13 protein-coding genes are annotated in these 12,277 nt (G+C 70.2%); 5 read left to right on the forward strand and 8 right to left on the reverse strand.

The window, feature by feature from the left end; translation table 11 throughout:
* Positions 1-75: 75 nt before the first annotated feature.
* The 5 genes from GA0116996_RS02790 to GA0116996_RS02810 all read right to left on the reverse strand — a co-directional run bounded on the left by GA0116996_RS02790 (position 76) and on the right by GA0116996_RS02810 (position 5,007).
* Positions 76-615 (reverse strand): glycoside hydrolase family 19 protein, encoded by a 540-nt coding sequence (locus GA0116996_RS02790; protein ID WP_092307356.1) that lies wholly within the window; start codon positions 613-615, stop codon positions 76-78.
* A gap of 48 nt (positions 616-663) precedes the next feature.
* The gene (locus tag GA0116996_RS02795) at positions 664-1,494 is read right to left on the reverse strand and encodes a bestrophin-like domain (protein ID WP_092307074.1); all 831 of its coding nucleotides are present in this window, start codon (positions 1,492-1,494) and stop codon (positions 664-666) included.
* Between the two features lie 4 nt (positions 1,495-1,498).
* Complete coding sequence (locus GA0116996_RS02800; RefSeq protein WP_244159749.1) at positions 1,499-2,365, reverse strand: hypothetical protein; 867 nt, start codon at positions 2,363-2,365, stop codon at positions 1,499-1,501.
* A 70-nt stretch (positions 2,366-2,435) separates the two neighbouring features.
* Complete coding sequence (locus GA0116996_RS02805) at positions 2,436-4,133, reverse strand: S8 family serine peptidase (protein WP_092307075.1); 1,698 nt, start codon at positions 4,131-4,133, stop codon at positions 2,436-2,438.
* 118 nt (positions 4,134-4,251) lie between these two features.
* The gene (locus tag GA0116996_RS02810) at positions 4,252-5,007 is read right to left on the reverse strand and encodes a hypothetical protein (RefSeq protein WP_092307077.1); all 756 of its coding nucleotides are present in this window, start codon (positions 5,005-5,007) and stop codon (positions 4,252-4,254) included.
* Between the two features lie 507 nt (positions 5,008-5,514).
* Between GA0116996_RS02810 and GA0116996_RS02815 the strand changes: the two genes are divergently transcribed.
* The 4 genes from GA0116996_RS02815 (at position 5,515) to GA0116996_RS02830 (ending at position 7,828) form a co-directional block, all read left to right on the forward strand.
* Entirely contained in the window at positions 5,515-5,790 is a 276-nt protein-coding gene (locus GA0116996_RS02815; protein WP_092307079.1) for a response regulator transcription factor, read from the forward strand.
* The gene (locus GA0116996_RS28605; RefSeq protein ID WP_354674632.1) at positions 5,787-5,957 is read left to right on the forward strand and encodes a LuxR C-terminal-related transcriptional regulator; all 171 of its coding nucleotides are present in this window, start codon (positions 5,787-5,789) and stop codon (positions 5,955-5,957) included. Before GA0116996_RS02815 ends, GA0116996_RS28605 begins: the two co-directional genes overlap by 4 nt.
* Before the next feature lie 158 nt (positions 5,958-6,115).
* A complete protein-coding gene (locus tag GA0116996_RS02825) occupies positions 6,116-7,192 on the forward strand; it encodes an extracellular catalytic domain type 2 short-chain-length polyhydroxyalkanoate depolymerase (protein ID WP_092307081.1) in 1,077 nt (358 codons plus the stop codon).
* A 57-nt stretch (positions 7,193-7,249) separates the two neighbouring features.
* Complete coding sequence (locus GA0116996_RS02830) at positions 7,250-7,828, forward strand: hypothetical protein (RefSeq protein ID WP_092307083.1); 579 nt, start codon at positions 7,250-7,252, stop codon at positions 7,826-7,828.
* A gap of 40 nt (positions 7,829-7,868) precedes the next feature.
* Here GA0116996_RS02830 and GA0116996_RS02835 read toward each other — a convergent pair whose 3' ends face one another.
* The 3 genes from GA0116996_RS02835 to GA0116996_RS02845 form a co-directional block, all read right to left on the reverse strand.
* A complete protein-coding gene (locus GA0116996_RS02835; protein ID WP_092307084.1) occupies positions 7,869-10,112 on the reverse strand; it encodes a phosphocholine-specific phospholipase C in 2,244 nt (747 codons plus the stop codon).
* Between the two features lie 38 nt (positions 10,113-10,150).
* Positions 10,151-10,345: a hypothetical protein gene (locus tag GA0116996_RS02840; protein ID WP_092307086.1), complete on the reverse strand. Its 195-nt coding sequence runs from the start codon at positions 10,343-10,345 to the stop codon at positions 10,151-10,153.
* 139 nt (positions 10,346-10,484) lie between these two features.
* The gene (locus tag GA0116996_RS02845; protein WP_092307088.1) at positions 10,485-10,994 is read right to left on the reverse strand and encodes a nucleoside deaminase; all 510 of its coding nucleotides are present in this window, start codon (positions 10,992-10,994) and stop codon (positions 10,485-10,487) included.
* Positions 10,995-11,301: 307 nt separating this feature from the next.
* Between GA0116996_RS02845 and GA0116996_RS02850 the strand changes: the two genes are divergently transcribed.
* Positions 11,302-12,219: a LysR family transcriptional regulator gene (locus tag GA0116996_RS02850; protein ID WP_092307090.1), complete on the forward strand. Its 918-nt coding sequence runs from the start codon at positions 11,302-11,304 to the stop codon at positions 12,217-12,219.
* The last annotated feature ends 58 nt before the right edge of the window (positions 12,220-12,277 follow it).

The following is a 12,277-nucleotide window of genomic DNA, read 5'->3' on the forward strand; positions in this document are numbered from 1 at the left end:
GTAAACGGGCTGGCGCAGGCGCGGCGTCGGCGATGGTTGGTCATTGCGCCAGATGCGGGATATGGAGCGGCCGGTTCAGGCCAGCGCCGCAGTGGCGACCTTCCAGCGGCGCAGGCGGTCTTCAAGCCCATTGGTGCCGCCGTTGATGCGCCGCGTCAGCGCGATGAAGTCGCCGCTGTCGGCGAGTGCGTTGCAGCCGTGGGTGCGCCACCACCACGCCGCCGAGCGCGCGGCCCAGGCGTCCTGTTCCAGCAGTTCGGGCGTGGCGGTCAGGTCGGCGCCGAGCGCGGCCCCGCACGCCGCGTAGTTGGCGCGGCCGGTAATCTGGATCAGGCCCCGGCCGCGGAAGCGCTTGCCGTCGCCTGCCCGCACATTGCCGAGCGCCATGGCCTTGCGCGACGGCGGCTCGTACAGCGCCTGCGCCGGGGTCGGTCCCCACAGTTCGTGCGTGAACTGGTAGCCCAGCGACTCGTGCCCGGTCTGCGCCAGGAACGCGGCCATGCGGGCCGCGCCGGTGATGTCGTACGCCTGCATCGCTTCGCACAGGCGCGGGAACCAGCGCTCGCACTGCGGCTCGCTCAGTCCGGTGGCGGCGCGGAATTGTTCTGGGGTCATCTGCATGCTGCGTCTCCTTGTCAATGTCGTCCGTTGCGGTTGAGGCCGTTATGGCGCTTGGTAGGTCATAGGCTGAGGCTCCGGTTGCGACTGCGGCCACGTGCCGTTGGCCACCAGGGTGTCGATGGTGTGCTGCAACGGGTCGGCACTGACGCTGAATTCGCCGGCGAAGGGCCGGTCGACCGCGAGCAGGAAGAAAAACGCCAGGCCGATGGTGATGGCCCATGCGGTGATCAGCGCCAGGTTGAAGGGCGTTGCCGGCAGCACGTACAGCAACGCGAACGACAGCGCGCTGACAATCAAGATCACGCCCCACAAGGTGTTCGGCATCGCCGCGTGCAGGGTCAGGATCCGTTGCTGGCGGTACTTGACCATCTCGTTGACGCGCATCAGCACCTCCCCCAGCAGCACGGTCTGGCGGCTGTCGAGCGGACGGATCCGGTTGGCCAGGTCGAACATCAGGTCAAAGCGCTGTTCGGTGCGCGCATCGGGTTTGCCGTGGCGCTGCATGCGCGGCCATTCCTCGTGCACCACCATCACCAGGTAGGTGCGCAATGCCGCGGCGGCGGCATCGGCGGCGCTGCTGTCGAACGCGGCGAGGTCGCGCGCGAGTTCGCCGGCCGCGGTGGCTTCGGCGGCGACGGTGCGATCGGCGGCGTTGTAGGTGTCCCAGACGTTGATCGCGGCAAACGCGACCAGCAGCGAGTTGATGGTGGTGATGATCGAGACCATCGACACCGCCATCGCGCGCTGCTCGGCATCGAGCTCGATCAGGGCGAAGCGGCGCGCCACCGCATAGCCGGCCAGCACCACCGCGACGATGGCCGAGACCACGATGGCGGCCATGCCGGTGCTGGGGAGGCTGTAGAGGAACAGCATGGCGCTACTCCTTGCGCGGCTCGCGCGGGGCGCTGCCGCGCACCGCGGTCTCGACGATCTCGACGATACGCTGGAGCAGGCGGTGCACCGCGGTCGCGGAGAAGCCGCCCAGCATCGACAAGGCCGGCTTGCCGAAGCTGCGCATGCCGGCCGAGTCGAATAACTGCGGCGGCAGCATCTCGACCAGGATCAGCCCGGACATCACGCCAAGGATCAGTTGCGCGGCGTAGGCGGCGTCGTACTTGGGGTCATAGGTGCCTTTGGCGATGTAGCCGTGCACCTGGAACAGCGAGGCAAACGAGGCCCCCAGGCCGGCGCAGAACAGCAGGAACAGCATGTTGAACAGCAGCGTGCGGCCCGACGAGGCCAGGATGCCGGCGCGCATGTTGTCCATCGACACCTCCGCCGGCAAGCCGGTCAGCACTACTGCCAGCAGGCAGCACACCGCGGTGCCGGTCAATGCGCGCACCAGCGGCACGGGTCCCAGGCAGGCGAGCGGATGCGCGCGGCGGCGTTCGTCGTCGAGCAGCGTGATGCATTGCGGCGTCGCGGGCGCGATGGCGCGGGCCAGGTCCTGGTGGAGTTGTGCGAGCTGTTGCGCCGCAAGGCCGGTACTGGCTTGCGGCTGCGACGAAGCAGACGGTGCCGCGGCTGCTTCGGGGTCGCTGCCGAGCAGCACGGTCCAGCCGGCCGGCATCGCGATGCCGAGCCGCAGCGCATGGCTGGCCATGGCCTCGCATTCGCGGCGCAGCTGGCGATCTAGCGGCAACGGGGGAGCCGCCGCCGCAAGCCGGGGCGGTGCCGCGACGGTATCGGCGGCCGCGGCCGCGGCGCGCCGCAATGGCGCGGCGGTGAAGTCGAGCGTGCGCATGATCCGTGGAAGGAAGAGGGCGGCCCGGTGGCCCGGGCCGCGTTTTTGCCCGCGCGGCGGGAGGCGCGTCTTACTGCGGCCTGCCCAGCAGGCGCTGCAGGTTCTGCAACTGCGGCAGGCCCCCGCCGAAGCGGTTCTCCGGGTCGTGCGCAACGATCGGCGAACTGATGGCGCGGATCAGCTGGAACAGCGCCGCGACGCGGCGCGGCCCGCGCGGTCCCATCCACGCGGCCAGTTGGGGATCGGACAGCAGCAGCGCGGCCAGCCCCGCGATATGCGGCGCCGCCATCGAGGTGCCGGAGTCCGGCATGAAGGCGGCGCCAGGCACCGTCGAGATGATCCCCACGCCCGGTCCGCACACCGCGATCTGCGGGCCGAAGCACGAGAACGTCGGCGCGAACAGCCCGGCCCGCGTGGCCGCATGCTGCACCACCTGGGTACGTTCCCACACGTCGTGCGGCAGTTCGCTCTGCAGGCCCAGCGCCGAGACCGCCAGCACCGACGCGGAGGCCGCCGGGTACTGCACCGGCCCGCCCGAGTTGCCGGCCGCGACGATGCAGGCCACGCCGCTGTGCACGGCTTCGATCAGCTTCTGCTCGACCGCCTGCGAAGGCTGGGGCGCACCCAGGCTCAGGTTGACCACGTCGACATCGTGGTCGATGCAGTAGTCGAGCGCGCGCAGCAGCGTGCTGAACTGCCCGCCCGGGAAGATCTTGAGCGCATGCATTTCCGCCTCTGGTGCGAACCCGAGCATGGTGGCCTGGGCCTCGGCACCGGCGGACGCCGGCGCCCCCGGCTGCGGCCGCGCGCCGATCACGCCGGCGCAGTGCGAGCCGTGGCCGATGGTGTCGAGGCGCCAGGTATCGCTGGCGTCGACGCCGGTGCCGGTCAGGTCGACGCCATGGCGGATATGCGCCAGCAGCGGATGCGCGGCATCGGCGCCCGAATCGACCACCGCGACGCGCACGCCACGACCGCCGAAGCTGCGCGTGAGCTGGTCCAGCCCCATCAGCCGCTGGCCCCAGCCGAAGCGGCCGTGCGGCGGCACATCGGGATTGGGCTGCGACAGCGGCGTCACGCGGATCACGTTGGGCTGGCCTGACACCACGTTGGGCGACAGCAGGTACTTGTTCCAGTAGCCGCTCAGCGGCCGCACGAACAGCGAGCGCGCCGGCCCGGGTTGCTGCTGCACCAGCGTCAGCGTCGCTTCGCCGCCGGCGTCGGTGGTGGCGGTTGCGGGGAAGCCATCGCCCGCCAGCGTGATGGCAACGCCCGGCAGCGGCGTGTCGCCGCTACCCAGCACCCGCACCAGCACCTCGCGCGACACCGGGCCGTCGAACGCCGATTGCGGATGGAGCCGGTCGGAGGTTTCGAGTTCGGCCTTGCGGCCATAGCCGAGCGGATGGTCTTCCTCGACGATCATGTGCGGCGGCGCCGTGGCCTGCAGCATCTGCGCGTGCGCGGCGTCGAGCTTGACCACGTAGGTGTGGGCGGCCTCGTCGGGCCGCACCGAATGCAGGTGCGTGTTCTTGTGGCCTTCGACCACATGCACGACTTCGACGCCGGGCAGCTGCGTCACCGTGCTGTGCAGTTCGCTGGCCGACATCGGCGCCACGCCCGCCTGCCGGGCCAGTGCGTGGCGCCGCGGCGCGATCAGGTATTGCTTGCGGCCGGCGTCCAGCGCCACGGCATCGCGGCTGCCCGCGCCGGAAGCGGCGGCACGGTCGGCGCCGGCGCGCGTGGCCTCGCCTTTCTTGTCTCGTTCCATTTGCTATCTCCACCGCGGCGCCAGGCGGCGCGCGCATCGATTCGGGCGGGCCGGCGCGTACGCCGGCCGGCGGCGGCGCCGGCGGGCGCCACGGTCATGCCGGGGATGTCATGCGCCTTCAGGCATAGACCACTTGCGGCTGCGCCGAGAACGGCAGCAGGCCGCCGAGATGGCCGGCCACGGTGCCGATCTGCTGGCCCACGTTGGCGTTGCCCAGCAGGCCGCCGACGGCATGGCCGAGGGTCGGCGCCACCGCGCCGATCAGCGAGCCGAACACGCCCTGCGGTGCCAGCACAGCCTGGGGTTGCGCCGAGAACGGCAGCAGCCCGCCGAGGTGGCCGGCCACGGTGCCGATCTGCTGGCCCACGTTGGCATTGCCCAGCAGGCCACCGACGGCATGGCCCAGGGTCGGTGCGACGGCGCCGATCAGCGAACCGAACACGCCCTGCGGTGCCAGCGTGACGGCGGGCATGGCGGAGAACGGCAGGTAGCGCGCGCCTTCGCGAACGATGTTGGCGCCATGGATGGCGACGGTGGGATAGCCCGCGGCGGTGCCGGCCGCCTGGATGAATCCCGGCGCATGCACCGAGATCGCGTTGCCGATCGGGCCGGTATGCCCGGGCTCGGGGAACGGAAGATGCTGGGCCAGCGCGCCGGCCGCGGCGCCGGCCACATGGCCGATCACCGGGTTCACATAGTGCGTGACCACGGCCTGCACGCCGTCTCGCACCGCCGGAGCGACTGCGTCGGTCATCGCGCTTTGGGGCACCAGCATCGGCTGCGCGGCGAACGGCAGCAGGCTGCCGATACCGCTGACGAGATTGCCGAGCACACCTTGCGGCGCCAGGACGGCGGCGTGGATGGGGTAGGTCATGACGACTCCTTTGAATGACTGCGTGGATTGAGGAAGCAAGGGCGGCGGGCCGCGCATGCTGGCCCGGTTTCCGCGCCTGCCGCGGCGCCGCGCATCGGTGCGGCACCGGGACAGGTGGAATCATTCTTGGTTTTCGGCCCGCGGCGCCGCCATTGGGCAAATGCGGTATTGGCAGTGGATAATGCCGGGCAACAATCAGAATTAAATATCGCGCAGCATGAATTGGCTTTTAAATATAAAAACCAGCACCTAGAATTCGCCTCTGCTGCCGGCATCCGGAAACTCCGGGTCGCACCCTCGGGTAGTGCGAATCCCATGCCGGCGCAACACCGCAAGAGATCGAAAACAAAAGCAGTGATCTGGAGCCCGGCCGGGCCGTCCCCGGTTCCGCTCGTAGGTCCGCACTAGCCTTGCACGAAGGGTCCTGTGATGCACTGACGCACAGATAGACGCGTGGCTGCCGCTCCTGCGACGGAACCACTCGTTCCATCGCATGGAGTCCTCCGCATGAACCTCACCACTCGGGAAGAGACGGTGCTCGCCTTTATTGCCCGCGGCATGAGCGATCGCGAGATCGCCGCACGTCTCGCATTTTCCGTATCCACGGCGCGCAAGCACCGTGAGCATCTGCTCGCGAAAATGCAATTGCGAAAATCCTCGCAATTGACCATGTACTATCTCGCGCGCCAGCATGAGCTGTTTAAAAAAGCGGGCCGGCGGCCGCGGAAAATCCATTCTCGCAACGCGAGCGCGAATATCTGGAATGGCTCGGGCGCGGCCTGAGCGACAAGGAAATCGCGCGCGCGCTCGGCATCAGCGACCAGACCGCGCGCACGCACCGGGCCCGGCTGCTGCAGAAGGCGGGCGCGGGCAATGTCTGCGCCTTGCTGTTCCTGTGCGTACAGCAGGGATGGCTGGAGCTGCCGCAGCACCAGGCCTGCGATGCGTAGCCGGTGCGGACCACTGTGGCGCGCTACCGCATTTGCCCAATGGCCCGGCGTGGCGGTGGCTCCCGACAATGGTCCACGCAGCCGCCGCATGGCGACCAGCGTGCTGCCTGCCGCGATCCATGCGGCGCTCCGATACCTGTCGCCGTGCTGGAGCCATCATGATTCGATGCAAGTCAACCGCCCGCTACCGGGCACTTGCCGCGGCCTGCGCGCTCGGCGTCAGCGGGGGTGCCGCCGCGCAGGCGCTGCCCGCGCTGGGCGCGGACCTGGCGCAGACCTCGGTGTCGGGGCTGTCGTCCGGCGCGTTCATGGCCACGCAGTTCCACGTTGCGTATTCCGGCACCATGGTCGGCGCCGGCGTGGTCGCGGGCGGACCGTTCTACTGCGCCGGCCTGTTCGCGCCCACGCCGCCCGCCACCGCCGCCGCGACCCAGTGCATGCAGCCGGTCGGCGATACCGGCCCCGATGCGCAGGCGGCGCTGGACGCGGCGCGCACCTTCGCCCGCGACGGCCGCATCGACCCGGTGCAGAACCTCGCGCGGCAGCGCGTCTACGTGTTTTCCGGCACGCGCGACCAGACCGTGCTGCCGCGCGTCGCCGCGCAGGTGGGGCGGTTCTATACGCTGGGCGGGGTGCCGGCGTCGCAGCTGCAGTACGTGGCCGATGTCGCGGCCGGGCATGCCTTCATCACCAGCCAGGCGGGCGACGCCGCCTGCGCGGCGAGCGCGTCGCCCTACATCAACAACTGCGGGCTCGAGCAGGCGCGGCAGATCCTGCAGTGGATCTATGGCGCGCTGAAGCCGGCGGCACGGCCGTCGGGCGAGTTGCTGCGCTTCGACCAGCGCGCGTTCGATCCCGGCGGCAAGGCGCTGCTTGCCGACAGCGGCTATGTCTACGTGCCGCGCGAGTGCGGCGCGGGTGGCGCCCAGGGTGGCGCCGATGGCGGTGCTGCGGCTTGCCGCGTGCACGTGGCCTTCCATGGCTGCCTGCAGGGCGCGGGTGCCGTCGGCGAACGCTTCGTCCGCGGCGCCGGCTACCTTGAGAGTGCCGAGGCCAACCGCATCGTGGTGCTGTTCCCGCAGGTCGTCGTGTCGCGGCATAACCCGCTCGGGTGCTGGGATTTCTGGGGCTATACCAGCGACGACCCGGCCCAGCCGGACTTCTTCTCGCGCGAGGCGCCGCAGATGGCCGCGGTCATGCGCATGGTCCGCCGCCTCGGCGCCGCGCCGCAGTGAGCGCTGCGGCGCCGGCCCACATCCGATCCACTACCCCAATCCGCAAGGAGATCCGCCATGCTTTCGATCCTGCAAGCCCAATGGGCAAGCGCCAGCCGCACGGCGCTGGACCTGACCCTGTGCCAGCTGCAAGCCGCCACCGTGCTGGCGCAGTCGCCCTTTAGCGCCGCTGATCCCGCCGCGGCCCGGGCGCCGGCGCGCCAGGCGCTGGCCGTGCTGAACCGCTATGCCGAGGAGCGCGCCGCGCAGCAAGCGCAATGGTGGCGCGCGCAGCGCGACCGCCTAGACCTGGCCGGTGTCGCGCACGCGTGGCGCGGCCTCGATGCGATCGAGGCCGACCTGGCCGCGCGCGCGTCGCAGGCCAGGGCCAGCTACAACGATGCCGTGCGCGAAGCGCTGGCGCGCTGCCTCGAAGACGTAGGCGAGGCGCGCGACGGCAACGACATCGGCCTGGCGCTGCTGCGCGCGCTGACCGACTGGCAGGAGGCCGGCAAGACCTGCGCTGCGCAAGTCGCGGCCATGAGTGCCGCGATGATGCCGGCATGGACGCAGTGGCTGCAGTCGGCGCTGGCCGAACCCGGCGCGTCGCGTGCCGTCGCCGGCGCGGCGGCACAACGCGCGGCGCGGGACGGTTGAACCCCGCGCGGTGGCCACGCAGCGGCGCGGGCCCGCCGCCTCAGCCCTGCGCCGCGGTCCCCATGGCCGGATCGCTCACCGTATGACGGCCAGTCTCGACCCGGCCGGCAAAGCGGCGGTAGAAGGCCGGATCGGTGTCGCACGTCACCGCGAAGTCATACCACTGGCCGCTCTGCTCCAGCTGCCAGTGCTGTGACTTGCTGCCGTTGGCACCGACGGTGGCTTTCCACGGGCCATCGCTGCGGTAGGCCAGCGGCTCGATGTGGAAGTGGCAGGCCTTGCCGCCGGCGTTGATCAGGTCGACATAGACGTCGCCGTTGGCAATGTCGTAGCAGACGCGGATCTCGGGGGCGATGCCGGATTCGCCGATGCGGCGGGTGTCGCCGCGGAAGTGGCGATGGAAGCCGTTGGGGCCGAGCACCCACAGGTCGTATTGCCCGGCATTGTCCTGGAAGGCATTCCAGGTATCGCTGAGCGACTTGCCGGCTTCCACCATATAGCGGCGCGGGATCCGTCCCAGCTGGAGGCGGTCGTAGACGTGGAACACCGCGGCCTGCGTGCCGGTGTTGGCGAACACCAGTTCGACCTGGCCCACGGCGCTGCAGCGCGCGCTGGTGTGCAGTTCATACGGCAACGCGCGCGACGGGCGCGTGCCGGCGGCCTGCTGCGGCAGTTGCATGTCGGCGGGCAGCGGCACCGCCGGCAGCGCCTGCTGCGCGCGGCGCAGTTGGTCCGCGTCGCTGCGCGTGGTGCGGCCGCCGAGCGTGGGCAGCGCCTCGTTGTTGGGCGTCTTGAAGTTGAAGGCGCTGGTCAGGTCGCCGCACACGGCCCGGCGGAACGGGCTGATATGGGGCTCGGCCACGCCGAAGCGCGCTTCCAGGAAGCGCAGCACCGAAGTGTGGTCGAACACCTGCGAGTTGACCCAGCCGCCGCGGCTCCACGGCGAGATCACGTACAGCGGCACGCGCGGCCCCGGGCCGTAGACGCGGCCGTCCGCCGCGGGCTGGGTCCGGCTGCCCGGCGGCGCCGGCTGGTTGAAGTATTCGGCCAGCATTTCGGCATCGCTCAGCGTCGACTTGCCGGCGAAGGTCTGGTCCGGATTCAGCGACGGCGCCGAGGGCGAGGGCACGTGGTCGAAATAGCCGTCGTTCTCGTCGAAGTTGACCAGCAGCACGGTCTTGCTCCAGACCTCGGGCACCGCGGTCAGCGCGTCCAGCACTTCCTGCAGGAACCAGGCGCCCTGCACCGGGCTGGAGGGCCCGGGATGCTCGCAGTAGATCGACGGCGCGTTGATCCACGACACCTGCGGCAGCCTGCCTGCGCGGATGTCGCGGCGGAAGGCGTCGAGATACTCGTTGGGGCGGCTGCCGGGCAGGGTGTTGGCCACGCCCTTGTACAGCGGGTTGCCGGGGTTGTCGGTGGCGGCATCGTAGGCGTGGTACGGCAGCGGCTGGCCGGTGTTGGCATAGGGTGCGCCCGGTGCACCGCCGCTGGAGACCGGATAGCCCGACGCCAGGTTGGCCTTGCGGAACTGCTGGAACGCGCCCAGCATGTTGTCGCCCCATTCGTCCGGCATGTTCTGGTAGCAGATCCAGCTGATGCCGGCGTCTTCCAGGCGCTCGGCATAGGTCTTCCAGGTGTAGCCGGTGTTGGCCGAGGCCGGCAGCCCGTCGATCGCGTCCCACTCGTTGTTGACGAAGGCGACGTTGGCCGCGGTCGGGCCATTGGTGCCGGTCAGGTGGAAGGCGCGGTTGGCATCGGTGCCGGTATGCATCGAGCAGTGGTACGCGTCGCACAGCGTGAAGGCGTTGGCCAGCGCGAACTGGTACGGGATCTCCTGCTCCTTGAAGTAGCCCATCGACGTGCTGGTCTTGTACGTCGGCCAGTTGGCCATGCGGCCGTGGTCCCAGGCCTGCTGGCTGTCCAGCCACGCGTGCGGGGTGCCGGCGGCGCGCTGCGCGTTGTTGCTGGTGCCGTCGAGGTGGTACGGCGTCAGCACCGCGCCGCTGGCGCGCTGTTGCTGCCAGACCTGGCGCGCGCCGGGCAGCGGGATGGTAAAGCGGTCGCCGAAGCCGCGCACGCCGCGCAGCGTGCCGAAGTAGTGGTCGAAAGAACGGTTCTCCTGCATCAGGATCACCACGTGCTCGACATCCTGGATGGTGCCGGTGGCATTGTTGGCCGGGATGGCCAGGGCCTTGCGAATGCTGGGCGGAAACGCGGCCAGCGCGGCGGCGGCGAAGCCGGTGCCGGCTGCGGCCTGCAAGAAATTGCGGCGAGAAACCATGGTCTTGTCGGAATTGGGCGTGGGGACTGGCGGAAGGTTCAGGGCGCGCAGCGGATCACCGGATCGGGCCGCTGGTCTGGCTTGCCGGGCTGTCCCGGCTTGACCGGCTGGGCGCTCGGCGCAAGCGTTGCAGTGGGCGACAGGGTGGGGCCGCCGTCGCCGCCGCAGGCGGCGAGCAATGCCGCCGCGATCAGCATCGCGGGCAGGGTGGTGGGCAGTCTGCGGGGAAGCATGGAGTCACCTGGCTGGTTGGGGTGGCGGCTGCTGCGAGCCGGAGCCAGGCGAGTGTAGGAAGGCGCGGTGACGCGCCAATGACAGGGTTGGATGCCTTCCCGATGCCGTCCGCCCGGGAGGCGGACGGCGGATGCCGCGCTACTGCCAGAAGCCCGCGTGCGGTGCCGCGGCTTCGTCTTCCAGCACCGGCCCGACCACCTCGACCTTGCGCTGGCCGCGCGCAAACACTTCGCGGCACGGCAGCGAGAAGGTCGGATTCTCCGGATGGTCGCCGGTCAGGCCCAGCAGCTTGTGTTCCGACAGTGCATAGACCACGCGGCCGATGCCGGTCCAGTAGACCGCACCCGCGCACATGCAGCACGGCTCCGCACTGGTGTAGAGCGTGCAACCGGCAAGCTGCTCGGGCGGCAGCACGCGCGCGGCCTGCGCCGCGGCGACCAGTTCGGCATGCTGGGTCGGGTCGCCTTCGGGCGGCATCGAATTGTTGCCGGCGCTGGCGATGATATGGCCGGCCGCGTCGGCCACCAGCGCCGCGAACGGATGGCGGCCGCGGGCCCTGGACTCGTCGGACAGCGCAATCGAGCGGCGCAGCAGCGCGAGGTCGAGCGGCGACAGTCCGGCGCCGGACAATTCGGTGATTCGGGTCATGCCTGGGGTCTCCGGTCAGGTGGGTAAATCAATGCAGGGTTGACTCTTCGCTTTGGCCTTGCCGCCGCGGCGCTTGCGTGGTGGCGTGCGCGGCGCTGCCGTTGAGCCGCACGTTGAGCAGGATGGCGGGGATGCCTCATGCGCTTGTCTCCCGTTTCGATCGATGCCTCTGCCGGGCGCCTGGGGCGGGCAGGCCGCTGGCTCGCGGGTTTGTGCGGTCCGGGCGGTTGCGGCATCATCTCCGCAATCTCATCGGGATAACAAATCAACACCTATCGATCTGGTCGATGGGTGACGGGGAGGGGGAATGCGCTTTTCGCTGGACCAATTGCAGGTGTTCGCGCTGGTGGTGGAGACGGGCTCGTTCTCGGCCGCGGCGCGGCGGCTGGGCAAGACCCAGTCCACCATCAGCGCGGCAGTGGCCAACCTGGAGATCGACCTGGGCGTGCCCCTGTTCGACCGCAGCAGCCGCAATCCGGCGCTGACCGCGGCCGGCCGCAAGCTGTTGACCGAGGCCGAGGCGGTGCTGGAGCGCTGCCTGTCGCTGCAATCCCATGCCGCCAGCCTGGCCGATGCCAACCCGCCCGGGCTGACGCTGGCGATCGAGATTCCGTACCACGCGGTGACGCCTGTGCTGGCGGAGTTCGAGCGCGAGTTCCCGTATGTCGACCTGACCCTGCGCAACCCGGTCTACGGCGACGTCAGCGAACTGGTGCTGCAGGGAGAGGCCGAGCTCGGCATCGCCTTCGCGCAGCCGCACTACGCGCCCGAGCTGGCATTCGTTCAACTGGGCAAGCTGGTCATGGTGCACGTGGTGCATCCCGGCCACCCGCTGGCCGGGCGCGGGCAGGTGTCGTTCGCCGACCTGCACGCCTATCGGCGTCTCGCCTTCAGCGCGCATGCCGACAAGCTGCCCACCAGCGAATACCTGCGCGCGGCGCGGGTGTGGCGTGCCGAAAGCTACCTGGCGCTGGTGGAGATGGTGAAGAGCGGGCTGGGCTGGGCCACGCTGCCGCGGCAGCTGGTGCGCGAGGCGCTGGCGCGCGACGAGCTGGTGGAGCTGGACCTGGCGGCCTATCCGTACACGGACTGGCTGGTCGGCGTGGACCTGATCTGGGCGAAGTCAGCGCGGCCGCAGGGCCGGGCCGGGCAATGGCTGCGGCAGCGCTTCCGCGACAACATGGTGTTCGAGGTGGACCGGCACGGGCAGCAGACTGCGCGCTGAGGGCCACGGGCAGGGAAGGTGGTCGCCGGCGTGGCAGCGCCGGCGGCCGGTGGGGATG

It is taken from the genome of Cupriavidus alkaliphilus, assembly GCF_900094595.1.
Lineage (GTDB): Bacteria > Pseudomonadota > Gammaproteobacteria > Burkholderiales > Burkholderiaceae > Cupriavidus > Cupriavidus alkaliphilus.